The sequence below is a fragment of the Mesorhizobium sp. WSM4308 genome (assembly GCF_002294905.1).
In the GTDB taxonomy this organism is placed as follows: Bacteria; Pseudomonadota; Alphaproteobacteria; order Rhizobiales; family Rhizobiaceae; genus Mesorhizobium.
On the sequence record NZ_NSFW01000008.1, the window covers coordinates 202,128 to 224,257 of the forward strand.

Annotated in this window: 25 protein-coding genes; 16 read left to right on the forward strand and 9 right to left on the reverse strand. The window is 63.0% G+C overall.

From position 1 onward, the window contains the following. Window positions 1–86: 86 nt before the first annotated feature. The 3 genes from CK227_RS16860 to CK227_RS16870 all read right to left on the reverse strand — a co-directional run bounded on the left by CK227_RS16860 (window position 87) and on the right by CK227_RS16870 (window position 2,349). Complete coding sequence (locus CK227_RS16860) at window positions 87–725, reverse strand: MBL fold metallo-hydrolase (RefSeq protein WP_095773714.1); 639 nt, start codon at window positions 723–725, stop codon at window positions 87–89. Between the two features lie 267 nt (window positions 726–992). Beyond that, entirely contained in the window at window positions 993–1,310 is a 318-nt protein-coding gene (locus CK227_RS16865) for a hypothetical protein (protein ID WP_095773549.1), read from the reverse strand. A gap of 145 nt (window positions 1,311–1,455) precedes the next feature. Then, window positions 1,456–2,349: a branched-chain amino acid aminotransferase gene (locus CK227_RS16870; RefSeq protein WP_095773548.1), complete on the reverse strand. Its 894-nt coding sequence runs from the start codon at window positions 2,347–2,349 to the stop codon at window positions 1,456–1,458. A 261-nt stretch (window positions 2,350–2,610) separates the two neighbouring features. Between CK227_RS16870 and CK227_RS16875 the strand changes: the two genes are divergently transcribed. The 4 genes from CK227_RS16875 (at window position 2,611) to CK227_RS16890 (ending at window position 6,566) form a co-directional block, all read left to right on the forward strand. Next, window positions 2,611–3,144, forward strand: a complete 534-nt coding sequence (locus CK227_RS16875; RefSeq protein WP_032933687.1) for a MarR family transcriptional regulator — start codon at window positions 2,611–2,613, stop codon at window positions 3,142–3,144. Further along, window positions 3,131–3,850, forward strand: coding sequence for a response regulator transcription factor (locus CK227_RS16880; RefSeq protein ID WP_019860633.1), 720 nt, complete (start codon window positions 3,131–3,133; stop codon window positions 3,848–3,850). The genes CK227_RS16875 and CK227_RS16880 overlap by 14 nt, the downstream gene beginning before the upstream one ends. Before the next feature lie 69 nt (window positions 3,851–3,919). Next, window positions 3,920–5,335 carry an ATP-binding protein gene (locus CK227_RS16885; protein WP_095773546.1) on the forward strand — a complete coding sequence of 472 codons (1,416 nt, stop codon included), beginning with the start codon at window positions 3,920–3,922 and terminating at the stop codon, window positions 5,333–5,335. Between the two features lie 208 nt (window positions 5,336–5,543). Beyond that, window positions 5,544–6,566: a glycosyltransferase family 1 protein gene (locus CK227_RS16890; RefSeq protein WP_095773545.1), complete on the forward strand. Its 1,023-nt coding sequence runs from the start codon at window positions 5,544–5,546 to the stop codon at window positions 6,564–6,566. Between the two features lie 49 nt (window positions 6,567–6,615). On the opposite strand, the gene CK227_RS36755 is transcribed toward CK227_RS16890, so the two are convergent. Then, window positions 6,616–6,864: a hypothetical protein gene (locus CK227_RS36755; protein WP_179296457.1), complete on the reverse strand. Its 249-nt coding sequence runs from the start codon at window positions 6,862–6,864 to the stop codon at window positions 6,616–6,618. On the opposite strand from CK227_RS36755, the gene CK227_RS16895 reads away from it, so the two are divergent. Continuing rightward, entirely contained in the window at window positions 6,857–7,741 is an 885-nt protein-coding gene (locus CK227_RS16895) for a hypothetical protein (protein ID WP_245318149.1), read from the forward strand. The genes CK227_RS36755 and CK227_RS16895 overlap by 8 nt on opposite strands. 69 nt (window positions 7,742–7,810) lie before the next feature. On the opposite strand, the gene CK227_RS16900 is transcribed toward CK227_RS16895, so the two are convergent. The 3 genes from CK227_RS16900 to CK227_RS16910 form a co-directional block, all read right to left on the reverse strand. Further along, window positions 7,811–8,170 carry a tRNA-binding protein gene (locus CK227_RS16900; protein WP_095773543.1) on the reverse strand — a complete coding sequence of 120 codons (360 nt, stop codon included), beginning with the start codon at window positions 8,168–8,170 and terminating at the stop codon, window positions 7,811–7,813. A 10-nt stretch (window positions 8,171–8,180) separates the two neighbouring features. Continuing rightward, the gene (locus CK227_RS16905; protein WP_013893499.1) at window positions 8,181–8,681 is read right to left on the reverse strand and encodes a YbjN domain-containing protein; all 501 of its coding nucleotides are present in this window, start codon (window positions 8,679–8,681) and stop codon (window positions 8,181–8,183) included. Between the two features lie 323 nt (window positions 8,682–9,004). Continuing rightward, on the reverse strand, window positions 9,005–9,307 hold the full coding sequence (locus CK227_RS16910; protein WP_027055368.1) for an accessory factor UbiK family protein: 303 nt from the start codon (window positions 9,305–9,307) through the stop codon (window positions 9,005–9,007). A gap of 215 nt (window positions 9,308–9,522) precedes the next feature. Between CK227_RS16910 and CK227_RS16915 the strand changes: the two genes are divergently transcribed. The 8 genes from CK227_RS16915 to CK227_RS16950 all read left to right on the forward strand — a co-directional run bounded on the left by CK227_RS16915 (window position 9,523) and on the right by CK227_RS16950 (window position 16,798). After that, entirely contained in the window at window positions 9,523–9,756 is a 234-nt protein-coding gene (locus CK227_RS16915; RefSeq protein WP_095773542.1) for a BrnA antitoxin family protein, read from the forward strand. A 134-nt stretch (window positions 9,757–9,890) separates the two neighbouring features. Next, window positions 9,891–10,751, forward strand: a complete 861-nt coding sequence (gene lgt, locus CK227_RS16920; RefSeq protein WP_019860644.1) for a prolipoprotein diacylglyceryl transferase — start codon at window positions 9,891–9,893, stop codon at window positions 10,749–10,751. Further along, a complete protein-coding gene (locus tag CK227_RS16925; RefSeq protein ID WP_095773541.1) occupies window positions 10,748–11,836 on the forward strand; it encodes a class I SAM-dependent methyltransferase in 1,089 nt (362 codons plus the stop codon). Before lgt ends, CK227_RS16925 begins: the two co-directional genes overlap by 4 nt. A gap of 116 nt (window positions 11,837–11,952) precedes the next feature. Next, the gene (pgeF, locus tag CK227_RS16930; protein ID WP_095773540.1) at window positions 11,953–12,747 is read left to right on the forward strand and encodes a peptidoglycan editing factor PgeF; all 795 of its coding nucleotides are present in this window, start codon (window positions 11,953–11,955) and stop codon (window positions 12,745–12,747) included. Next, window positions 12,747–13,898 (forward strand): Xaa-Pro peptidase family protein, encoded by a 1,152-nt coding sequence (locus CK227_RS16935; RefSeq protein WP_095773539.1) that lies wholly within the window; start codon window positions 12,747–12,749, stop codon window positions 13,896–13,898. The genes pgeF and CK227_RS16935 overlap by 1 nt, the downstream gene beginning before the upstream one ends. Window positions 13,899–13,941: 43 nt before the next feature. Further along, window positions 13,942–14,571 carry a hypothetical protein gene (locus CK227_RS16940; RefSeq protein ID WP_095773538.1) on the forward strand — a complete coding sequence of 210 codons (630 nt, stop codon included), beginning with the start codon at window positions 13,942–13,944 and terminating at the stop codon, window positions 14,569–14,571. Window positions 14,572–14,739: 168 nt separating this feature from the next. Further along, on the forward strand, window positions 14,740–15,675 hold the full coding sequence (locus CK227_RS16945; protein WP_010911102.1) for a ribose-phosphate pyrophosphokinase: 936 nt from the start codon (window positions 14,740–14,742) through the stop codon (window positions 15,673–15,675). A 145-nt stretch (window positions 15,676–15,820) separates the two neighbouring features. Beyond that, window positions 15,821–16,798 carry a tripartite tricarboxylate transporter substrate binding protein gene (locus CK227_RS16950; protein WP_095773537.1) on the forward strand — a complete coding sequence of 326 codons (978 nt, stop codon included), beginning with the start codon at window positions 15,821–15,823 and terminating at the stop codon, window positions 16,796–16,798. Window positions 16,799–16,824: 26 nt separating this feature from the next. On the opposite strand, the gene CK227_RS16955 is transcribed toward CK227_RS16950, so the two are convergent. Further along, the gene (locus CK227_RS16955; RefSeq protein ID WP_095773536.1) at window positions 16,825–17,703 is read right to left on the reverse strand and encodes a helix-turn-helix transcriptional regulator; all 879 of its coding nucleotides are present in this window, start codon (window positions 17,701–17,703) and stop codon (window positions 16,825–16,827) included. Between the two features lie 151 nt (window positions 17,704–17,854). On the opposite strand from CK227_RS16955, the gene CK227_RS16960 reads away from it, so the two are divergent. After that, complete coding sequence (locus CK227_RS16960; protein WP_179295989.1) at window positions 17,855–19,096, forward strand: MFS transporter; 1,242 nt, start codon at window positions 17,855–17,857, stop codon at window positions 19,094–19,096. Between the two features lie 71 nt (window positions 19,097–19,167). On the opposite strand, the gene CK227_RS16965 is transcribed toward CK227_RS16960, so the two are convergent. Then, a complete protein-coding gene (locus tag CK227_RS16965) occupies window positions 19,168–20,025 on the reverse strand; it encodes an alpha/beta hydrolase (protein ID WP_095773535.1) in 858 nt (285 codons plus the stop codon). A gap of 149 nt (window positions 20,026–20,174) precedes the next feature. Here CK227_RS16965 and CK227_RS16970 point away from each other — a divergent pair, with 149 nt between their 5' ends. Together CK227_RS16970 and CK227_RS16975 are read left to right on the forward strand one after the other, a co-directional pair. Continuing rightward, a complete protein-coding gene (locus CK227_RS16970; protein WP_095773534.1) occupies window positions 20,175–20,603 on the forward strand; it encodes a MarR family transcriptional regulator in 429 nt (142 codons plus the stop codon). Between the two features lie 310 nt (window positions 20,604–20,913). Continuing rightward, window positions 20,914–21,828, forward strand: a complete 915-nt coding sequence (locus CK227_RS16975; RefSeq protein ID WP_095773533.1) for a hypothetical protein — start codon at window positions 20,914–20,916, stop codon at window positions 21,826–21,828. Window positions 21,829–22,130 lie beyond the last annotated feature (302 nt).

The following is a 22,130-nucleotide window of genomic DNA, read 5'->3' on the forward strand; positions in this document are numbered from 1 at the left end:
AGGGCTTCCCTGCCCCAGACAAAAGCGCTGACCGCAAGGCCAGCGCTTTTTGCTTGACCTGCAACTTCGTGTCGAGGGTGCTGATCCTAAACAAGGAACGGATTGGTTCGCCGCTCCTCGCCAAAACGGCCGCCGGGGCCGTGGCCGCAGATGAAACCGATATCGTCGCCGAGCGGCAAGAGCTTGTCCTTGATCGAGGCGATCAGCGTCGCGTGGTCACCGCCCGGCAGGTCGGTGCGGCCGACCGAGCCGCGGAACAGCACGTCGCCGACATGGGCGAACTTGGCCGCGCGGTTGTAGTAGACGACATGGCCAGGCGCGTGGCCGGGGCAATGCAGCACCTCGAACACATGACCGCCGAACGACACGGTATCGCCTTCGGTGAGGAACCGGCCGGGCACGCAGTTGCGCGCGCCGGCGATGCCGTAAAGCCTGCCCTGTTTCTCCAGATTGTCGAGCAAAGGCCTGTCGGCTGCATGTGGGCCGATGATTTCGAGGCCGAGCGCGTCCTTCAGCTCCATGGCGCCGCCGGCATGGTCGATATGGCCATGCGTGATCCAGATCGCCTCGGCCGTGATCGCATTGTCCTTCAACACCGCCAGCACTTTGTCGATGTCGCCACCCGGATCGACGACGACGCCGTGCTTGTCGTCCATGTCGAACAGGATGGTGCAGTTCTGCTGAAACGGTGTGACCGGCACGATGCCGGCATTGAGCTGACCCATGATCGTCCTTTCGGTGTTCACGCGGTGATGTAGAGCAATTCCAGGCAAAGTGTGAGACGGTTTTCCCGGGAAAAGCGCGTAGCGCTTTCCCTTGGGAATTGCGTCAAAATAAAGAGACGGAGTGGTTCTGCGTTTCCTTGAAACGATGAACCACTCCGGCGGCGCGAATGAAGGGCGTCCACGCTCGAAACACGAACAGTCAGTCGTTGCAGAAACAGAAATGGGCGGCCGAAGCCGCCCATTTGAACAAACCTGAGACCGTCAGGCTTACTTCTTCATGGCGCCCATGACAGCGCCGATGATGCCGGTCAGGATCGCGCCGCCGCCGGCGCCGCCGACGATGTTGTTGAGGTTGAGCGCACTGCCGAGACCGCTGGTCGCTGCAGCGGCCGCTGCCGGATCAACCGCGCCGCCGCCAAGCAGGCTGCCGAGGATTGCCGCGCCGCCGACGCCGCCAATGGCGCCACCCAGGATTTTGGGAAGCTGGCCCATCGCCGCGTTCTTGAGTGCAACACCGACCGCCTGACCTCCGATGATACCCGTAATCACCTGCACAATGATCGGAAGAAGCGTGTTCATGTCCATATGATTAGTCCCTCCATAGCTGCCAGCCTCCCGGGCCGACACCATCATGAGACGCCGAATTGACTGAAAGTCAAATGCAGAAACGCTGAAATAAAAGGGGCGGCCCGAAAACCGCCCCTGCTTGCGCGAAAAGCTGTGACTATTGTTATTCTGCGGCGATCGCGTGCTTCGGCTGAACGGCCGCAGAATAGTCATTCATAAGGTTCTTGGCGATTTCGCCAACCTCGAATCGGTAAGGGCCGATCTCCGAAACCGGCGTTACTTCCGCCGCCGTTCCGGTCAGGAAGCATTGTTCGAAGCTTTCGAGTTCTTCCGGCAGGATGGCGCGTTCGATTACGTCCAGGCCACGGTCCCTGGCGAGCCCAATGACCGTGCGGCGGGTGATGCCGTCGAGGAAGCAGTCGGGCTTGGGCGTATGGATCTTGCCGTCCTTGACGAAGAAGATGTTGGCACCGGTTGCCTCGGCGACCTGGCCGCGCCAGTCGAGCATCATGGCGTCGGCATAGCCTTTTGCTTCGGCGGCGTGCTTGGACATGGTGCAGATCATGTAGAGGCCGGCGGCCTTCGACTTCGACGGCGCCGTGCGCGGGTCGGGTCGGCGCCATTCCGCGACATCGAGGCGGATGCCTTTCAGCTTCTGCGCCGGATCGAAATAGCTCGGCCACTGCCAGATGGCGATGGCGACGTTGATGCGGTTGTTCTGCGCCGAAACGCCCATCTGCTCGCTGCCGCGCCATGCGATCGGCCGGACATAGGCGTCCTGGAACCCTTGCTTCTTCAACAGCGTGGTCGAGGCGTCGTTGAGCTCGGCGACCGAATAGGGAATCTTGAAGCCGAGCAGGCGGGCCGATTCATGCAGGCGCTCGGTGTGCTCGTTGAGCTTGAAGATCTCGCCGCCATAGGCGCGCTCGCCCTCGAAGACCGCGCTGGCATAGTGCAGACCATGCGTCAGAACATGGATCTTGGCGTCGCCCCACGCAACGAATTCGCCATTCATCCAGATGAAGCCGTCCAGTTGATCGAAGGGAACGGATGCCATGGTAACCTCCCGCGGGTCGCGGCCCGCATATCCTTGGTGTCGTAGCGTGTTCTTTTTGGCCGCGCCGTGTGATTGGAGACGCCGGCCGGTGTTGCGAAGCGTAGGCGGATAATCGCGCTCTGGCAAACTCAGGAAGTTCCGGAAAAACCGGCCTGCCTTGCCTTTTCGTTCGCAATCCGCCCAAAAGCTTGTCAAAAATTACCATTGCGGGGAAATTACGTCAATAGTACTGACATAATCTCCCGTTCCCATGGAGAAATGATGACGGATCGAAGCCCAGCCGCCGGAAAGCCGATCAGGACCGCGATGTCAGTCGAGGACGGCATAGACTTCGCCATCATCGAACTGTTCTTCTTTGCCTATCGCGACTTCACCTCCGATCCAGACCAGATCCTGGCCGACTATGGCTTCGGTCGCGCCCACCATAGGGTGCTGCATTTCGTCAACCGCCGGCCGGGCCTGACGGTCGCCGAACTGCTCGACGTGTTGAAGATCACCAAACAGAGCCTGGCGCGCGTGCTGAAGCAGCTGATCGACACCGACCATGTCGTGCAATTGCAGGGTCCGCGCGACCGCCGCCAGCGCGAACTCTATCCCACCGCCAAGGGCCGCGCGCTGGCGCTCGCCCTGGCGCGGCCACAGTCACGCCGCATCCGTGCTGCATTGGAAGATTCCGGCGCCACCGAACGGGCCTTGGTGGAACGCTTCCTCGAAGCGATGGTCAATCCGGAACTGAGAGCTCAGATCGACGTTGGGTCCGCAAAAATGTCAGGAAAAAGCCATGGAGAGCACTGAGAGGGTCGATCAGGCGGCCGCACCGGACGACGACGCGCCGCATCTGCTTGTGGTCGACGACGACACCCGCATCCGCAATCTTCTCAAACAGTACCTGACCGAAAACGGCTTTCGCGTCACCGTCGCCGGCAATGCCGGCGAGGCCAGGCGCAAGCTCGCCGGACTCGACTTCGACCTGCTTGTGCTCGATGTCATGATGCCCGGCGAAAGCGGCGTCGATCTCACCAAATCGCTGCGCGCCGAAAAGAACGTGCCGATCCTGATGCTGACCGCGCTTTCGGAAACCGACAGCCGCATCCTAGGGCTCGAGGCGGGCGCCGACGACTATCTGCCAAAACCCTTCGATCCGCGTGAGCTGATCCTGCGCATCAACAACATCCTGCGCCGCGGCGGCCCCGCGACCACGCCCAAGGTCGAACAGCTGGTCTTCGGTCCCTACACGTTCCAGATCGCCAGGCGCGAACTGAAGCGCGGCGGCGAGGCGCTGAAGCTGACCGATCGCGAGCAGGAGATCCTGGCGATCTTTGCCGCGCGGGCCGGCGAGACCATCCCGCGCCACGAACTGGTCGGCGACGATTCGGAGGTCGGCGAGCGCACCATCGACGTGCAGATCAACCGGCTGCGCCGCAAGATCGAGCGCGATCCGTCCAATCCTGTCTGGCTGCAGACCGTGCGCGGTATTGGGTATCGGCTCAGCGTGGAATAGAATACCGGACGCGGCTCTGGAGCCAAACGTCGTTCTGATCTAGTGCCGCGGACGAAATGAAAAGAGCCAATGGCAACGACGCAACTGGAAGGGCCGGGACCTGACGGCTTGAGCGCACGCGCCACGCGAACGCTCAAGGCGGTGCCGCGCATCTGGAACCGGTTCTGGCGCCTGATTTCGCTTTACATGCCCAAGCGCCTTTACGCGCGCTCGCTGATCATCGTCATCGCGCCGATGATCCTTCTGCAATCGGTGGTCGCCTTCGTCTTCATGGAGCGCCATTGGGCAACGGTGACCCAGCGCCTGTCGCAGGCGACCGTGCGCGACATCGCCGCCATCATCGACCTGATCGAGACCTACCCGCACGACGCCGACTACGCCAACGTCATCCGCATCGCCCAGGACCGCATGCAGCTGAAGGTCGATCTGCTGCCGCCGGATCCCTTGCCGCCGCCCGGTCCGAAACCGTTCTTCTCGATCCTCGACGACGTTCTCTCGGCCGAGATCACCCGCCAGATAAACCGGCCGTTCTGGATCGACACGGTCGGCAATTCCAACATCGTCGAGGTGCGCGTCCAGCTCGAGAACAAGGTGCTGCGCGTCTTCGTGCGCCGCAGCCAGGCCTATGCCTCCAACACCCACATCTTCCTGATCTGGATGGTCGGCACCTCGCTGGTGCTGCTGATGATCGCCATCCCCTTCCTGCGCAATCAGATCCGGCCGATCCTGACGCTTGCCGAGGCCGCCGAAAGCTTCGGCAAGGGCCGGCCGATGCCGCGCGATTTTCGCCCGCGCGGCGCCGAGGAGGTGCGCCGCGCCGGCTTTGCCTTCATCCAGATGCGCGAGCGCATCGAGCGCCAGATCGACCAGCGCACCGCCATGCTTACCGGCGTCAGCCATGATCTCAGGACCATCCTCACCCGCTTCAAGCTGCAGCTGGCGCTGGCCGGCGGCAAGGCCGAGACCAAGGCGGCGCTCAACCAGGACATCGACGACATGCAGTCGATGCTGGAAGGCTATCTCGCCTTTGCCCGCGGCGAAGCCTCGGAGGATCCGGGACGTTTCGATCTCGAAGCCTATTTCCAGAAGCTCAGCGACGAGGCCGCCTTGCGCAAATGCAAGCTGTCGACGACGCTTTCCGGTGATCCGACCGTGCATGTGCGGCCGAACGCCTTCGCGCGGCTGTTGTCCAACGTCATCGGCAATGCCTTCCGCTATGCCAAGACGGTGGAGGTCAGCGCCGATCACGGCCGTGGCTCGCTCGTGGTCACCGTCGACGACAACGGTCCCGGCATTCCGGCCGACAGGCGTGAGGACGTGTTCAAACCCTTCGTGCGGCTCGACGAAGCCCGCAACCTCGATTCCAGCGGCACCGGGCTCGGCCTGTCGATCGCCCGCGACATCGCCCGCAGCCATGGCGGCGACATCACCCTCGACGACAGTCCGCTCGGCGGCCTGCGCGCGGTGATCAAGGTTCCCGCCTAGGCTGGCCAAACATCGGGCTTCATCCGCCCGTCATGAAATCATGGTGAAGAGCGCGCATGAAACGCGCGACATCACTTGATTCGGCCTTGCCGCCTCATTTCGATCCCGTGCCCGCCCGGGTGCGCTGGAGCGAAGCGAGGCCCGCCGGCTGGTCGCCGTTCCGGCATCGTCTCAAGGCTACCGTCGACCTTTCCAGCAAAGGGCCGCCATGCGCATATTGATGGTCACCGACGCCTGGCGCCCGCAAGTCAACGGCGTCGTCCACACGCTGGAGCGGCTCACCGAAACGCTGAAATCCTTCGACGTCGCGGTGGATTTTCTGACACCCAACATCTTTCGCACGCTGCCCCTGCCGACCTACCCCGACATCAGGCTGGCGCTGACCACGCCAGGCCATGTCGCGCGCCTGATCGACGCCTACAAGGCCGACCATATCCACATCGTCACCGAAGGACCGCTGGGCATCATGGCGCGGCGCTATTGCCGCAATGCCGGCCGGCCGTTCACCACCAGCTATCATACGCGCTTTCCCGAATATCTCAGCGCCCGCCTGCCAGTGCCGGAAAGCTGGGCCTATCGCTGGCTGCGCGACTTCCACAATTCCGGCCAGGGCACGCTGGTCGCCACCCAGTCGCTCGCCGATGACCTTTCGGCGCGCGGCTTCAACAAGCTGAGGCCATGGACGCGCGGCGTCGACACCGACCATTTCCGCCCGGACAAGCGCAAGGACCTCGGCCTCCCCGGCCCGGTCTTCCTCTGCGTCGGCCGCGTCGCCATCGAGAAGAACCTCTCCGCGTTCCTCGACCTCGACCTGCCCGGCAGCAAGGTGATCGTCGGCGAGGGACCGGAGCTCGCCAAGCTGAAGGCCCGCTACTCCAACGCGCATTTCCTCGGCCATCGTCCCAATGACGAACTCGCGGAGATCTATGCCTCGGCCGATGTCTTCGTCTTCCCCAGCCGCACCGACACCTTCGGCAACGTCATCATCGAAGCGCTGGCCAGCGGCACACCAGTCGCCGCCTATCCGGTGACCGGACCGATCGACATTGTCGGCGACGGCTTTGGCGGCGCGGTCTCCAACGATTTGCGCGAAGCCGCGCTCGCCGCCCTTGAGGTCGACCGCGGCCAGGCGCGGGAACGCGCCCTGCGCTACAGCTGGAAGGCTTGCGCCGAGATGTTCCTCGACACGGTCGAGGAAGCGCTCGGCAGGACGCGCAAGCTGGCGGCCTGACGGCGGCAGTTGTGTGACCTCTTCGATGGAGCCCACTCATGCGTTTCCTTCAGGAAATCCAGACCTTCGACAACTTGCCGATACTTTTAGACAAGTCTTCCGCGTGAAGTTGATGGAATGCATCGGAAGATCGTGCGCCGGCAAGCTTTAGTCCCCGTGAGCGCGCTCCTTGCGAGAGCTTGCGCGACAGTTCCTTGCGGTGCATTATTCTGCATCTGTAGTTCGCTGCGGGATTGACACTGATTTCAACGCTGGACCAGTCGCCTGCCGTATCGCCGAAGCGTCGCGTCTTGCGCATCAGCAGGACCGTTGCGAAGGTGTTCGGCTATTGCCGTGCGAATGCCTGGCCACTCTTCGTGGCCGCCTGGTTTCCCTGCTTTCTGACGACGCTCTGTCTGGCGGCGCTTGCTCTTATTCTCTTTGCCAATCCGGGGCAGGTGCCCGGCTGGCTTCTATCGCGAGGCTTTGACTCCAGGACCTGGCTTTCCGCGATTGTTGCGGCGCCGTTCTCGGCGATGGTCATTGCGTTCGTTCTGGACCGCATGGCAAACGCGCCCGAGCGCGGCCGTGTCGTTGTTCGGCGCGGCGTTGAACGTGTCAAACGCTACGCTATCCCGGGCATGCGCTTTGAGCTTGGCCAGCGGATTCTCTTGGCTGCGTTGCTTCTCGCAGTGATCCAGCTTGTTTGCGGCTTTGCCGTCGCCGGCGAGCACAGACTGCTTGCGGCCCTGCTGGCCACACGTGACCTACCGCTCAACCCTCAGGACGTCGCGCATTGGGTGTCGGCGATGGGAGTCTTCAACCTGTTGGCAGGTGCTTTCGTACTTGTCTGGACATATCTTTTTGTCGGTGATTTTCTCTGGACAGGATCGTTTGATCCAATCGGGTGCTGGCGCGCGCTGGATGGCAATCGTCTGCGTTTCCTCGCCATAATGTTCATCGTTTTCGCAATAGTTGCCATACTCAAATATGGGCTGGTCCTGGCCGGAGCCCTGATCCTCATTCCAACGGATGCCGCGTCGCCTTCCTTCCTGACCCTTATGCTGGTGCATTTCGGACTCGCCTGGCCGTTCGACATCCTCCATCTCGTACTCTCGGCCGCAACGGTCGGAACCATTCTCGGCGCGTTTCGGCCACCAGCTAGCGCTTCAATCCGGTCGGCTGTGCCGCTATGACGGCGCCCGCCGGGCGTCCTGACAGCGCTGCGCCAGGCGAGGTTCTTTTGAGCAGGCGGGGGTAAAATTCTAGAACAACCGCCCGCCGTCCGGCACCTTGCGCTCGATGGCGCCGAGCACCACGGCGCCCTCCTCGTCGGGAAAGCCCAGCGTCAGCACTTCCGACATGAACGGGCCGATCTGACGCGGCGGAAAATTGACCACGGCGAAGACCTGCCGGCCGACCAGCGTCTCGGGCGTATAGTATTTGGTGATCTGCGCCGATGATTTCTTGATACCGATCTCAGGCCCGAAATCGATCTTCAGCTTGAATGCCGGCTTGCGCGCCTCGGGGAACGGCTCTGCTTCGATGATCGTGCCGGCACGGATGTCGACACGATCGAAATCGGCGAAGCTGATTTCGGGCTTTCGCGTGGTGCTTGAACTCATCCAGTGCGACTCAGGCGTTGCCGTAGGTCTCGAACAGCACGCCGGCCAGCGCGTCCTTGGCCGAGGTTCCCGACCAGACGACGAACTGGAACGCCTGGAAATAGCATTCACAGGCTTCCAGCGCAGAGGACAAAAGCACCTCGACCTGCTGGCTCGACGGCTCGACGCCACCGGCCAAAAGCAGCGACTGGCGGAACATGATCGCGCCTTCCTGCTCCCAGAGGTCGAAATGGCCGAACAGCATCTGTTCGTTGATCAGCGACAACAGCCGCATCACCTCCAGCGCGCGGGTCTCCGGCACCTTGATGTCGAAGGCGCAGGCCAGGTGCAGCGCCTCGAAATCCTCCATCCAGGAGAAGGAGACGTGATAGTCGGTCCAACTGCCTGCGACCGAGATCGAAATTTCATCGTCGCCGGCCCGTTCGAAGGACCAGTCGTTGTTGTGGGCCACCTGCTCGATAACATCCACCGGATGGATTTCGCGGGAGAATTCGAGTTCGAGAAGTTCCATGGAATGCTTCCTGTCGTTCTGAGGAGCGCCGCCACACGCTCCGCGGGAGGGCACACACAACGAACAATCTGATCTAGAACTCGGACGGCCAGGACTTCTCGACGCAAAGACCCCAGACCGGACCCCACCGCCCGGCCGCATGACCCTGCTCCGAATCATGCAACAAATTCAGTCTATTGATCGGGAGTCGCGTGAACAGCCCAATTTTTTGCACTGCGTCATTCGCATGTGGAAAGGCGCTGTCACAAAGATTCATGCAATGCCGTTAAGCGATTCACGGCAAAGCGATTTTCAGGATCGGACTATGTGGAAAAGTTTAACGATTATTTTTTTGCGCGGGGCTTCGCCGCCGCCGCTGGTGCGGCATCGCCGGCGAGTTCGGCGAGCTTCGCCTCGAGCGCTTCGATGCGGGCGGCAAGCCTGGCATTCTCGTCCCGGGCCTTGGCGGCCATCTCGCGCGCGGCCTCGAATTCCTCGCGCTGCACCACGTCCATCGAATTGAGGATGCGCTCCGCCTGGCCCTTGAAGGCGGTCTCGACCTCGCGGCGCACGCCCTGCGCGGCACCCGCGGCGTCGGTCATCAGCTTGGCGAATTCATCGAGAATGCGGTTCGGTCCGGTCGACATGGCAAATCCTCGCTTTGCTCGAAATGACGTAGTGGCGCGGAGCGCCGAATGCAAGAACGTTGAGGGCTGGTGCGGCCTCTGCGTTGCTATGGCGCATGGCGATGCCTTGCCTGCGCCAAGCTTTCAAATGGCCCCAAGCTGTACTTGAGGACGCCAAATCGCCTACTGTGTGGTCATCACGCCATGCCTCAGCATGCTCCAATCAGGGTCACCCAATGGCAACGCCCCCGCGCCGACCGACAAATCCGTTCGCAGCCGCCGAAGCGGCATTCAAGCCGGTCAAGAAGCCGGCAGCGCCCATTCGCGAACCCTCGACCGCCCCGAATGTCCGCGAGCTTGTCTCGATCCGGATCGACCGGGCCGTGCTCGACCATTTCCAGGAAGACGGGCCCGGCTGGCAGGACAGGATCAACGACGCATTGCGGCAGTGGGTGGCCGCCAAGGGTTGAACTCACCACCCATGGCGCGATGGCTCGCAATGGCGATCCGTCGCGCCCCCTGACGGCGGCCGGCTTGCCTTGACCCTGCCAAAACCCTGCCGCATGGTCCGCGCCCGAATGCGACCGCAACCGAGAGCTCCCCGTTGAACGAATATTTCCTGCTGCCGCTGGCCTCGTTGCCCTTCCCCAACATCAACCCGATCCTCATCCAGATCGGGCCGCTGGCGGTGCACTGGTACGGCGTCGGCTACATCGTCGGCATCCTGTTTGCCTGGTGGTATGCCAAGCGGCTCGCCGCCAATCCGAAGCTTTGGCCCGACGGCATCCTGCCGATGAAGCCGGAGGACCTCGACGATTTCATCGTCTGGGCGGCCATCGGCGTCGTGCTCGGCGGCCGCACCGGCTATGTGCTGTTCTATGATCTGGCGCGCTACATCGCGCATCCGCTCGACATCTTCGCCGTCTGGCAAGGCGGCATGTCGTTCCATGGCGGCCTGCTCGGCGTCATCCTCGCCATGACGCTGTTTTCCATCAAGCGCGGCATCCGCACCTGGTCACTGTTCGATGTCGTGGCCGCCGGCGTGCCGGTTGGGCTCGGGCTGGTGCGCGTCGCCAACTTCATCAATTCCGAGCTCTGGGGCCGGCCGACGGACGTACCCTGGGCAATAGAATTCCCCAATGGCGGGCCGTTCACCCGCCATCCGAGTCAGCTCTACGAGGCCCTGCTCGAGGGCCTGGTTCTGTTCCTGGTCCTGCGCATCCTCACCCATTCGCGCCTCAAGCTGAAGACGCCGCGCTTCGTCGGCGGCGCCTTCATCTGCGGCTACGGCCTGTCGCGCATCTTCGTCGAGTTCTTCCGCGAGCCCGACCAGCAGCTCGGCTACCTCCTCGGCACCAACTGGCTGACCATGGGCATGATCCTGTCGACGCCGATGGTGCTGGCCGGCATCTGGGCGATGGCGACAGCCAAGCCGGTGAAGCAAGCGCAGCCGCAGGCGACATGACGCGGCTGAAGACCCGCATCGTCGACCTGATCGAGGCACTCGGCCCCCTTCCCGTCAACGAGTACATGGCGATGTGCCTGTTCGACCCCGCGGACGGCTACTACACGACACGCGAGCCCTTCGGCGCCGCCGGCGACTTCGTCACCGCGCCGGAGATCAGCCAGATGTTCGGCGAACTCGTCGCCGTCTGGCTTTATCAGGTTTGGGCAGCGATTGGCCGGCCGATGCCGGTCACCACCGCCGAGATCGGCCCGGGTCGCGGCACGCTGATGAAGGACATGCTGCGCACCCTGTCGCGGCTCGACCCGGTCCTGGCCAATGGCGCCGCCTTCGCCATGATCGAGACCAGCCCGCGCCTGACTGAAATCCAGAAGCAGACGCTGGGCGCGACGCCTTTCGCGGTTCGGTGGCACGAGACCATCGACACCCTGCCCGATCAGCCGCTGCTCATCGTCGGCAATGAATTGTTCGACGCCGTGCCGGTCCGCCAGTTCGTCCGCGCCGGCACGGGCTGGCGCGAGCGCATGGTCGGCCTCGACGATGAGGACGAGCTGCGCTTCTTCGCCGGCGCCGGCTCGATTGACTCGGCCCTATTGCCCCTCGACGCCGCTGAAGCGCCGCAAGGCGCGATCGTCGAAGTGGCACCGGCTCGCACCGCCCTGATGGCCGCCATTGCCGGGCGCATCGCCCGAAACGGCGGCGCTGGGCTGTTTCTAGACTATGGCCATCTCCAGCCGGGTGTCGGCGACACGCTGCAGGCCTTGCGCCGACACGATCACGAAGATGTGCTGGCCAATCCCGGCGAGGCCGATCTCACCTCGCATGTCGATTTCGCCGCCCTTGCCGCCACCGTACGCGCGCATGGTCTCGACGCGCATCTGTCGACGCAAGGCAATTTCCTGCTCGGCATGGGCATTCTCGAGCGCGCCGGCCGGCTTGGCGCCGACGGCGACCAGGCGGCCCGCGACAAGATCACCGGCGATGTCGAGCGTCTTGCCGGACCGCAGGCCATGGGCGAACTGTTCAAGGTGCTTGCCGTCCTGCCGCGCGGTGTGCCGATCCGGCCCTTTGCGACGGCGGATTGACTTTTCACCGCTGCCCCTCCCAATCTCCCGTCCGGTAGAAGAGCGGCAGAACAGCCGGCCACCTCGCTTCCGGACTTTTTCTTGACGAAACCGCCCACACGGACAACAACGCCCGCATGCTGAATCAGACCAAACCGGATCCCGTTCGGTCGCCGCTGCTGGACAAGGCGCAGGCACAAGGCATCCGCCATGGCTATTTCACCCGGATGGGCGGCGTCTCGACCGGCATCTATCAGGGCCTCAACATCGGCACCGGGTCGGATGACGACAAGGCGCTGGTGGCCGAGAATCGCGCCCGTGTCGCCGCCTGGATGGGCGTGCCGGCGAACCATCTGCTGACCGCCTGGCAGGTCCATTCGCCCGACGTCATCGTCGCCAGGGAACCCTTTGCCGGCGAACGGCCCAAGGCCGATGCCATCGTCACCGACCGCCCGGGCATCGCCATCGGCGCCTCGACCGCCGACTGTGGCCCGGTGCTGTTTGCCGATTCCGGCGCGCGTATCATCGGTGCGGCGCATGCCGGCTGGAAAGGCGCTTTTACGGGCGTGCTGGAGAACACCGTTGCCGCCATGGAAAGCCTGGGCGCCCGGCGTGAAAACATCGTCGCCGTGCTCGGCCCCTCGATCGGCCCCGCCAATTATGAAGTCGGGCCGGAATTCGTTGCCCGCTTCGTCGAGGCCGACGCGCAGAACATCGGCTATTTCGCGCCCTCCGCCACATCAGGCCATGCCATGTTCGACCTCAACCGCTACACGGTCGACCGGCTCATCAGGGCCGGCGTGACCGCCGAGGGCCTCGGGCGCTGCACCTATGGCGAGGAAGATTTGTTCTACTCCTACCGGCGCACCACGCACCGCAAGGAACCCGATTACGGCCGGCAGGTTTCGGCCATCGTTTTGGAGAGTGAATAATGGCGCTGCATTTTGAACGATCGGAATTTGACGCGCGGCGCGACCGGCTGATGATCGAGATGGCCGAGAAGAAGCTCGACGCCATCCTGCTGTTCGCGCAGGAAAGCATGTACTGGTTGACCGGCTACGACACCTTCGGCTTCTGCTTCTTCCAATGCCTGGTGGTGAAGGCCGACGGCTCGATGGTGCTCTTGACCCGCTCGGCCGACCTTCGCCAGGCGCGCCACACCTCGATCATCGACAACATCGTGCTGTGGACCGACCGCAACGGCGCCAACCCGGCGGTCGACCTGCGCAATCTGCTCAACGACCTCGACCTGCTTGGCGCCCGCATTGGGGTCGAATACGACACCCATGGCCTGACCGCCTATAATGGCCGCCGGCTGGACGAGCAGTTGCAGACCTTCGGCCAGATCGCCGACGCGTCCGGCATTGTCGGCCGGCTGCGCCTGTTTAAGAGCCCGGCCGAGATCGCCAAGGCCGAGAAGGCCGCCAACCTCTCCGACGACGCGCTGGACGCGGCACTGCCGCTGATCAAGCAGGGCGGCGACGAGGCACTGATCCTGGCCGCCATGCAGGGCGCGGTCTTTGCCGGCGGCGGCGACTATCCGGCCAACGAATTCATCATCGGTTCGGGCGTCGATGCGCTGCTGTGCCGCTACAAGGCCGGCCGCCGCAAGCTCACCAAGAACGACCAGCTGACGCTCGAATGGGCCGGTGTCTTCCATCACTATCACGCGCCGATGATGCGCACCGTGCTGACCGGCAAGGTGTCGAAGCGCCATCAGGAGCTGTTCGATGCCGCGCGTGCCGCCCTTCTCTCGGTGGAAAAGGCGATGACGCCGGGCAATACGTTCGGCGACGTCTTCGACGCCCACGCCCGCACCATGGAGGCGCACGGCCTGACCAAGCACCGGCTGAACGCCTGCGGCTATTCCGTCGGCGCCCGCTTCACGCCGTCCTGGATGGACATGCCTATGTTCTACCAGGGCAATCCCGAGCCGATCGCGCCACACATGACGCTGTTCGCCCACATGATCATCATGGATTCCGAGACCGAGACGGCAATGACGCTTGGCCGCACCTACCTGACCACCGAATCCCAGCCGAAGCCGCTTTCCCGCCATGATCTCGACTTGATCGTACAGTGAATCCATAATGGGAGGCGTTCTTCGCCAAGGAGTTAGAAGGCAAATGAGACGATCGCATGTGACGACCGTGTCATTGCTTGTGGCATTGGCTCTGGCTGCCTGCACCAACGCAAAGGACGTTCTCGAACCATCCGCCATCACCCCGCCGGCCGCCTCGGCGCAGCCCGTGCCGGGAGCCCAGGGTGGCACGACGGCCACGGTTGCCGCAACGTCACCCACCGCGCCTGCCGCCACCACGGGCGCTGCTGCAACCACCACCACGCCGCTCACCTCGGCGCAAAGTGCTGCCATCCTGTCGAAGACCCGGCTGCAGATCGCGCCGATCGTCGGCGCTTCGGTCGAGGCCGCGACCCCGCTGACGGCGGAACTGCAGACGCGCGCCAGGCAGCGTGGCATTACGCTCGCCGGCAGCGCCGACCAGACCGCGACCCATGTGCTGAAGGGTTATTTCTCGGCGATTTCGGAGGGCAAGGACACCACCGTCATCTATGTCTGGGACGTCTACGACCCCTCAGGCAACCGCCTGCACCGCATCAACGGCCAGATGAAGGCGCCTTCCGGCGCCGGCGCGGGCGCCGACAGCTGGAAGGGCGTCTCGCCGGCCACCATGCAGTCGATCGCCGACCAGACCATCGACCAGTTCGCGGCATTCCTGGGTGGCAAGGCTGGCTAGCAGGGCATGCTTGAGTGTTGCCTCTCGGCGATGGCACGAACCTTTCTTCAGCTTAGCCGGCGGATTCCCGATCTCGGCGCTTGCAATACCAGCGCGGGCCGCTAAAAGCCCGATTAAAAGGTCCGGGAGAGTCTGTCAGGCCTTCCCATCCTCCACCAGGAACGGTGCATGAAACTCTTCGCGGGCAATTCCAACAGGGTGCTGGCCGAAGCGGTCGCCCGCTATCTCAACATCCCGCTGGGCAAGGCCACTGTCAGGCGCTTCGCCGACCAGGAAATCTTCGTCGAAATTCAGGAAAACGTGCGCGGCGAGGATGTCTTCATCCTGCAGTCGACCTCGTTCCCGACCAACGATCATTTGATGGAGCTGCTCATCATGATCGACGCCTTCATGCGCTCCTCGGCCAAGCGCATCACGGCGGTGATTCCTTATTTCGGCTATGCCAGGCAGGACCGCCGGGCGTCGGGCCGCACGCCGATCTCGGCCAAGCTGGTCGCCAACATGATCACCCGCGCCGGTGTCGACCGCGTTCTGACGCTCGACCTGCATGCCGGCCAGATCCAGGGCTTCTTCGACATCCCGACCGACAACCTGTTTTCCGTGCCGGTGATGGCCCGCGACGTGAAGGCGAAATACAAGCAGCTCGGCAATGTCGTGGTGGTGTCGCCCGACATTGGCGGCGTCGTGCGGGCACGTGCGCTGGCCAAGCGCTTCGACGCGCAGCTCGCCATCGTCGACAAGCGCCGTGAGCGCCCGGGCGAATCGGAAGTCATGAACATCATCGGCGCGGTCGCCGGCAAGGATTGCCTGCTGATCGACGACATCGTCGATTCCGGCGGCACGCTGTGCAATGCCGCCGATGCACTCCTGGCCAACGGCGCCACCAGCGTCACGGCCTATATCACCCATGGCGTGCTGTCGGGCGGCGCTGTCGCCCGCATCAGCGGCTCGAAGCTGCAGGAGCTGGTGATCACCGATTCCATCCAGCCGACGCAAGGCGTGCTCGACGCCCCCAATATCCGCGTCATCTCGATCGCCGACCTGATGGGCGAGGCGATCTCGCGCACGGCGACCGAGGAATCGGTGTCGAGTCTGTTCGACTAACCCCCCCGCGATCGACGAAACGTCGGCCAGGTAGAGCGGACGCCTCCTATTGTCGGCCCCTTGTCTGCGCCGCCCTGCGAGCAGAAATTTCTCCTGACGCGCCTGCCGTGGCATACTGCCCCCGTAGACAATGGAGGAGTAGCATATGCCAATCCGGCGAAGGACTTTGCTTGGGCTTGCCGTTTCTGTCGCGGCTCTCTTTTCGGCGCCAATGGCTTGGGCGGCCGATTTTCCGGATCGGACCATCACGATGGTTGTTCCCTTTTCCGCGGGCGGCTCCACGGACCTGGTTGCCCGCCTCGTCGCCAACAAGATGTCCGAAAACCTCGGGCAGCAGATTGTCGTCGAGAATGTCGGCGGGGCCGGCGGCAGCATCGGCGCGGCCCAGGTCGCCCGGGCCGATCCTGACGGCTACACGATTCTGATGGGCACGGTTGCGACACACGCGCTCAACCCGCTCATCCTCAAGACCAAGCCCTACGATGCGGAGAAGGATTTTGCTCCGATATCGCTGCTTGTGCTGGTGCCGAACGTCCTGGTCGTGAACCCTCAATTTCCTGCCCAGAACGTCAAGGAACTGATCGACCTGTTGAAGAAGGACCCGGACAAATACGCCTACGCTTCATCGGGTAACGGCACCCCGCTGCATCTCTCGGGCGAGCTTTTCAAGACGATGGCCGGCGTGAGCATGCAGCACATACCCTATAAGGGCGCCGGGCCGGCCCTGAACGATGTCATCGCCAACCAGGTGCCGATGATGTTCGACAACCTGCCGTCTTCATCGGGCCATATCAAGGGCGGGACGCTGCGAGCCCTGGGCGTCACCACCAAGGAGCGCGTTCCCTCCTTCCCCGACGTCCCGGCGATTGCCGAAACCATTCCTGGCTATGAAACCTACAGCTGGAACGCCCTGTTCGCGCCCGCGGGCACCCCCGCGGACGTGATCGAGGTTCTCCATAAGGCAGCAGCCAAGGCGCTGCAGGACCCCGATGTGATTGCGCGCATGGGCCAATTCAGCGCCTCGATCGTGGCCTCCACTCCGGAAGAGCTGGCAACGCATGTGAAGGCTGAACTCGCCAAATGGGAGCCGATCGTCAAGGCGAGCGGCGTTCAGATGGACTAGGCGTTAATGCGCTCCGGCATTGCTTGCTATGGCGCCGGGGCCTCAAGGCGAGGCGGGGCTCGCCGCATGCCTTCGCTGTTGTCTCGCGCGCCGCGCATATAGCCGCGCGGCGACGAGCCCAGCATGCGCTTGAACATGGTGATGAAGGCCGGCACGCTGTCATAGCCGAGATCGAGCGCCACCCGGGTGATCGGCTCGCCATCGGCGAGCCGCGGCAGCGCCGCGAACAGGCAGGCCTGCTGGCGCCATGTCGACAGCGACAGGCCGGTCTGGCGCTGGAAGGCGCGCGTGAAGGAGCGCCGGCTCATGCCGGCGGCGTCAGCCCATTCGTCGATCGTCGCATGCGGCGACGGTGCGGCGACGAAGCGGCGGCACAGCGCCGCCAGCCTCGCATCGGACGGGAATGGCAGGCCGAGCGGCCGTTCCGGCAAGGTCGGAATCTCATGCAGCAATAGCTTCATGATCAACCCGCCGCGTCCTTCCAACTCGCCGCCTTGCGGCAGCTTCTCCGATTCCACGATCAGGCTGTGCATCAACGCGGTGACGCCGACGACACGCAAGCCCTCCGGCAGCCCCGGGATCGCGCCCGGCATGACATAGACCGAGCGCATCGAGACATCGCCCAGCATCTCGACGGAATGCTCGATGCCGGCCGGAATCCACATCGCGTGGTCTGGCGGCACCATCCAGCGCCCATGCCGCGTCGTCACCAGGACGACGCCGACCAGCGCGTGCAGCAACTGGCTGCGCCTGTGGCGGTGTTGCGGCACGTGGTAGCCGTCGGGATATTCAGTCGGCAACGCCACCGCCGGCCCGGCGACCTCCTCCAGCCATTGCCAGCGGCTCTGGTGCAACTGGCCGAGATCGGCATTGCCGGCGCGGAAGATTTCCCTGCCATGCGGCATCTTGTATGGCCCACTTGCGAAACTATTGGACCAAACCACGAAAGAAGTCGCGCGGCAAGCGGCTTATAAGGCAACCGTCCCTGAGGCGGCCGCGGGAGCGTCCGCCAGATTGCCCGCGGGCGTGCCCGCCAAAAAGACCACGGAGCCTGCCTTGACCGATACGACAGCCGCCAGCGTCGCGTCACCAGCGACCGCTAGTCACGCCTCAGCCCAGGCGACGGCCTTCACCGTCATCCTGGCGGTGAGCTTCTGCCATTGCATCAACGACATCATGCAGTCGCTGCTATCGGCCATTTATCCGCTTCTGAAACAGAATTACGGCCTCGATTTCTGGCAGATCGGCCTGCTGACCTTCACCTTCCAGGTGACGGCATCCTTGCTGCAGCCGGTGATCGGCATGATCACCGACAAGCGGCCGATGCCCTATTCCCTGCCCTACGGCATGGCCTCGTCGCTGATCGGCCTGGTCGTGCTGGCCTATGCCGGGCATTATTATCTGCTGCTGATTGGCGCCTCGTTGATCGGCATCGGCTCGGCGATCTTTCATCCCGAATCCTCGCGCATCGCGCGTTTCGCTTCGGGCGGCCGGTTTGGCCTGGCGCAGTCGCTGTTCCAGGTCGGCGGCAATTTCGGCCAGTCGATGGGGCCGCTGCTGGCCGCCTTCATCGTCGTGCCGTTCGGCCAGACCAGCATCGCCTGGTTCGCCGTCGGCTCGCTGATCGGCATCGTCGTTTTGTGGCAGGTCGGCGGCTGGTACAGCCGCCTGCGCGCCGCGCAAGGCACCCGCAAGGCGGCAAGCTTCGTCTCGCCCTTCCCGCGCCGCAAGGTGATGTGGGCATTGATCGTGCTGACCCTGCTGGTGCTGAGCAAGAACGCCTACATCGCCAGCCTTGCAAGCTACTACACCTTCTACTCGATCCATAAGTTCGGGGTGTCGGTGCAGATGAGCCAGGTGATGCTGTTCCTGTTCCTCGGCGCCTCGGCGCTGGGCATCCTGCTCGGCGGCCCGTTCGGCGATCGCTACGGACAGAAGGCGATGATCTGGTTCTCGATCGTCGGCGTGCTGCCCTTCACGCTGGCGCTGCCCTACGCCAATCTGGAATGGACGATGGTGCTCACCGTGCTGATCGGCCTCATCCTGTCGTCGGCCTTCTCCAACATTGTCGTCTTCGCCCAGGAACTGGTGCCGGGCCGCGTCGGCATGATCGCCGGCATCTTCTTCGGCTTCGCCTTCGGCATGGGCGGCATCGCGGCGGCCGTGCTCGGCGTCGTCGCCGACATGAAAGGCATCGATTTCGTCTTCCAGATCTGCTCGTATCTGCCGTTCCTGGGCCTGCTGACGGTGTTCCTGCCCAACATGAAGGAAGCCCGGAAGGCGCTGGCAGCAGCCTAGCTTCGGCTGCCCCCGAACGGATACGGAAAGGCACCCGCCAAATGGCGGGTGCCCCTTTTTTCTTAGAGAACTCAGGCCTTGAAGAAGGCCAGCAGGTCGGCGTTGATGACATCGGCGTGGGTTGTCGCCATGCCGTGCGGGAAACCCTTGTAGACCTTGAGCTCGCCCTTCTTGAGCAGTTTGATCGACAGCAGCGCTGAGTCGGCGATCGGGACGATCTGGTCATCATCGCCATGCATGACAAGCACCGGCACGTCGATCGCCTTCAGATCCTCTGTGAAGTCGGTTTCCGAGAAAGCCTTGATGCAATCGTAATGCGCCTTGGTGCCGCCCATCATGCCCTGGCGCCACCAATTGTCGATGACGCCCTCCGACACTGCCGCGTCCGGACGGTTGAAGCCATAGAACGGGCCGGCCGGGACATCCCGGTAAAGCTGGGCGCGGTTGGCTGCGACGCCGGAGCGGAAACCGTCAAAGACCTCGATCGGCAAGCCGCCGGGATTGGCCGCCGTCTTGAGCATGATCGGCGGCACCGCGCCGATCAGCACCGCCTTGGCGACGCGGCCACCTGAGCCGTACTTCGCGACATAGCGCGCCACCTCGCCGCCGCCGGTCGAATGGCCGACATGGATAGCGTTCTTGAGGCCGAGATGCGCGGCGAGTTCAGCGACATCGGCGGCGTAGGTGTCCATCTCATTTCCGGTGTCCGTCTGCGTCGAGCGGCCATGGCCACGTCGGTCATGGGCGATGACGCGGTAGCCTTGTGCCAGGAAGAACAGCATCTGTGCGTCCCAGTCGTCGCTGCTCAACGGCCAGCCATGATGGAAGACGACGGGCTGACCGGTTCCCCAGTCCTTGTAGAAAATCTGCGTGCCGTCCTTGGTGGTGATCGTGCCGCTGCCGGAACCGGATTTCGTCTGCGAGGCCATCTCAATCTCCTTTAATTGTTTTTCACGATAAACAATATCGCGACATTTATATCGCTAGCGCAACCCTAAAGCCTTGTCTATAGAAATATGTATCGCGATATCATTTTTCGTGGTATTGAATTCCTACGTCGGCAAACAAGGAACGCGTCGTGCCACTCCCTTTGGACAATCAGCTCTGCTTCACGCTCTACGCCACCTCGATGGCGATCAACCGCACTTACAAGCCGATGCTGGACGAGATGGGGATCACCTATCCGCAATATCTCGTGCTCAACGCGCTGGGCGAGGCCGACGGCATGTCGGTCGGCAGGGTCGCTCATCGGCTTGCTTTGGAATCGAGCACCGTCACCCCCCTGGTAAAGCGCATGGAACAGGCTGGGTTGGTCACCCGCCGGCGCAGCCAGGCGGACGAGCGCCAGGTCCAGGTCGACCTGACATCGGCCGGGCGCGCGCTGCTCGTCCAATGCACCTGCCTCAACGAGACCTTGATCGAGCGCTCGGGCATGACGCTGGCGGAGCTCGATGCGCTGAACCGGCAAATCCAGGCGCTGCGCGATGCGTTGAGCGGCGATCGGTAGCCACCGGCTGAAGCTTGAGTGCCTCGGCGCGGCTTGAACTGCGCTCGCACGGCATCGAAATGCTCCTTGGTTCGCCTCTCGTGCCCAGGCTGGCACGAAACGAAATTTCGAGCATGAGGCGTTACGGGGAATTGACCCACAGGCTCTCGATTCTGCTATAGGGCTCTCGATTCTGCTGTAGGGAATGCCGCGGCGAAGATGAGATGAATGGGTGTCAGCAGCCCCAGGATAAATGGCTTCGTCATGACCTGCGGCAGTGGAGAAATTCCCAAGACTTGCTTGCGTTCTCTGCGCTTTTTCTGGATTCGCCATGCACGCCCAGCCGCTTCGTGTTTTGACCCTTCTGGTGCGTCACGGGACCGAGAAGTATCCGACCGCGTGGCAGGACTTGCGAGCTATGTTCGCCCGCCAGATGCCGGACGTTGCGCATCGCATGCTCGTGATCGACAATTCGCTGCCGGTCGGTCATGGCTCTGATTTGGGCCGCGGCGTCGAGCTGATCGGCGCGTCGAACGAAGATTGGGAATTCTCCGCGTGGGACCGCGGCATCGATCATACCGGCGCCAAACTTCATCACTATGATCTGGTCCACTTGGCCACTTCGGCTTTCGCGGCATCGGCATCTGACCATCTCAAATTGATTGATGGTGGCTCGTTGCGGTCGTTGCTTGGTTTGCAGGGAGCGCTGGGTTGCATTGATTCCCGCCGCGAGGCCTTCTCGATTTTCGGAATCGGTTCGCAGGCTTGGCTCCGCAGCTCGTTCATCCTGATGACCCCGCGGCAACTCAGCAGCCTGGGATCCCTGGTAAGCGTCAGCAGGGACGCGCCGATTTTTAGCGGCAACCCTCGACAGCCCTTCCGTGAAGACGCACCGATCTCGCAAGCATATCAGCAGTTTTTGCTGCATTGGCTCACCGGCGACGGCGACGGCGAAGAGGTAATCTGGCATTCAAGGTTCGATCTCACACCTGAAACGCTGCCGTTTTTCGAAAGCAAGGCGCGGGCTATTCTCAATGAGCTGATGCTCACCAACCGGTTGCTGGCCAATGGATGCGCGCTCGTTGACATGACATGGTTGGCGCAAAAGGTCCGTGCGGCGAGTTCGGAATCCGAGATTGATATTCCGGACTGGCGCGTGCAAATCAGCTCCCGAGCGCGAGTCAAACGCACTTTGATCCAAAAGCTTCGCCGCTGGTTGTCTAAACATATGCCGCGGCAAAGATGACTGCCATCGCTGGTTGCCCACCGCAGACATGGCAAATGCTGGCGGACTGTCAGACGAAGATCGGTCCTCGATCTGCCCTTCATGCCTTCCAGCCGGACCGCTTGCGCCTCTCGCCACCTTCCGCTATAGAGCCGCCACCCGCGTAGACACCCTTGGAGGCAACGCGGCGGAAGGCTGCCTTCCCTTGTGATCCCGAACAAAGCTCCGTCTCAAAGCGGGCGCCCTCATTCGGACATCGAGGTCTGGCGGCTTTCGACGTTTTCGGCTTGGGCAATCTGCCCTCCGCAAACGCTCCATAACAC

Bases quoted from the DNA above. Each gene is read 5' to 3' on its own strand.
- CK227_RS16860 (WP_095773714.1), bottom strand. From the start codon at position 725: ATGGGTCAGCTCAATGCCGGCATCGTGCCGGTCACACCGTTTCAGCAG.
- CK227_RS16865 (WP_095773549.1), bottom strand. From the start codon at position 1,310: ATGGACATGAACACGCTTCTTCCGATCATTGTGCAGGTGATTACGGGT.
- CK227_RS16870 (WP_095773548.1), bottom strand. From the start codon at position 2,349: ATGGCATCCGTTCCCTTCGATCAACTGGACGGCTTCATCTGGATGAAT.
- CK227_RS16875 (WP_032933687.1), top strand. From the start codon at position 2,611: ATGACGGATCGAAGCCCAGCCGCCGGAAAGCCGATCAGGACCGCGATG.
- CK227_RS16880 (WP_019860633.1), top strand. From the start codon at position 3,131: ATGGAGAGCACTGAGAGGGTCGATCAGGCGGCCGCACCGGACGACGAC.
- CK227_RS16885 (WP_095773546.1), top strand. From the start codon at position 3,920: ATGGCAACGACGCAACTGGAAGGGCCGGGACCTGACGGCTTGAGCGCA.
- CK227_RS16890 (WP_095773545.1), top strand. From the start codon at position 5,544: ATGCGCATATTGATGGTCACCGACGCCTGGCGCCCGCAAGTCAACGGC.
- CK227_RS36755 (WP_179296457.1), bottom strand. From the start codon at position 6,864: ATGCGCAAGACGCGACGCTTCGGCGATACGGCAGGCGACTGGTCCAGC.
- CK227_RS16900 (WP_095773543.1), bottom strand. From the start codon at position 8,170: ATGAGTTCAAGCACCACGCGAAAGCCCGAAATCAGCTTCGCCGATTTC.
- CK227_RS16905 (WP_013893499.1), bottom strand. From the start codon at position 8,681: ATGGAACTTCTCGAACTCGAATTCTCCCGCGAAATCCATCCGGTGGAT.
- CK227_RS16910 (WP_027055368.1), bottom strand. From the start codon at position 9,307: ATGTCGACCGGACCGAACCGCATTCTCGATGAATTCGCCAAGCTGATG.
- CK227_RS16915 (WP_095773542.1), top strand. From the start codon at position 9,523: ATGGCAACGCCCCCGCGCCGACCGACAAATCCGTTCGCAGCCGCCGAA.
- CK227_RS16925 (WP_095773541.1), top strand. From the start codon at position 10,748: ATGACGCGGCTGAAGACCCGCATCGTCGACCTGATCGAGGCACTCGGC.
- pgeF (WP_095773540.1), top strand. From the start codon at position 11,953: ATGCTGAATCAGACCAAACCGGATCCCGTTCGGTCGCCGCTGCTGGAC.
- CK227_RS16935 (WP_095773539.1), top strand. From the start codon at position 12,747: ATGGCGCTGCATTTTGAACGATCGGAATTTGACGCGCGGCGCGACCGG.
- CK227_RS16940 (WP_095773538.1), top strand. From the start codon at position 13,942: ATGAGACGATCGCATGTGACGACCGTGTCATTGCTTGTGGCATTGGCT.
- CK227_RS16945 (WP_010911102.1), top strand. From the start codon at position 14,740: ATGAAACTCTTCGCGGGCAATTCCAACAGGGTGCTGGCCGAAGCGGTC.
- CK227_RS16950 (WP_095773537.1), top strand. From the start codon at position 15,821: ATGCCAATCCGGCGAAGGACTTTGCTTGGGCTTGCCGTTTCTGTCGCG.
- CK227_RS16955 (WP_095773536.1), bottom strand. From the start codon at position 17,703: ATGCCGCATGGCAGGGAAATCTTCCGCGCCGGCAATGCCGATCTCGGC.
- CK227_RS16965 (WP_095773535.1), bottom strand. From the start codon at position 20,025: ATGGCCTCGCAGACGAAATCCGGTTCCGGCAGCGGCACGATCACCACC.
- CK227_RS16975 (WP_095773533.1), top strand. From the start codon at position 20,914: ATGCACGCCCAGCCGCTTCGTGTTTTGACCCTTCTGGTGCGTCACGGG.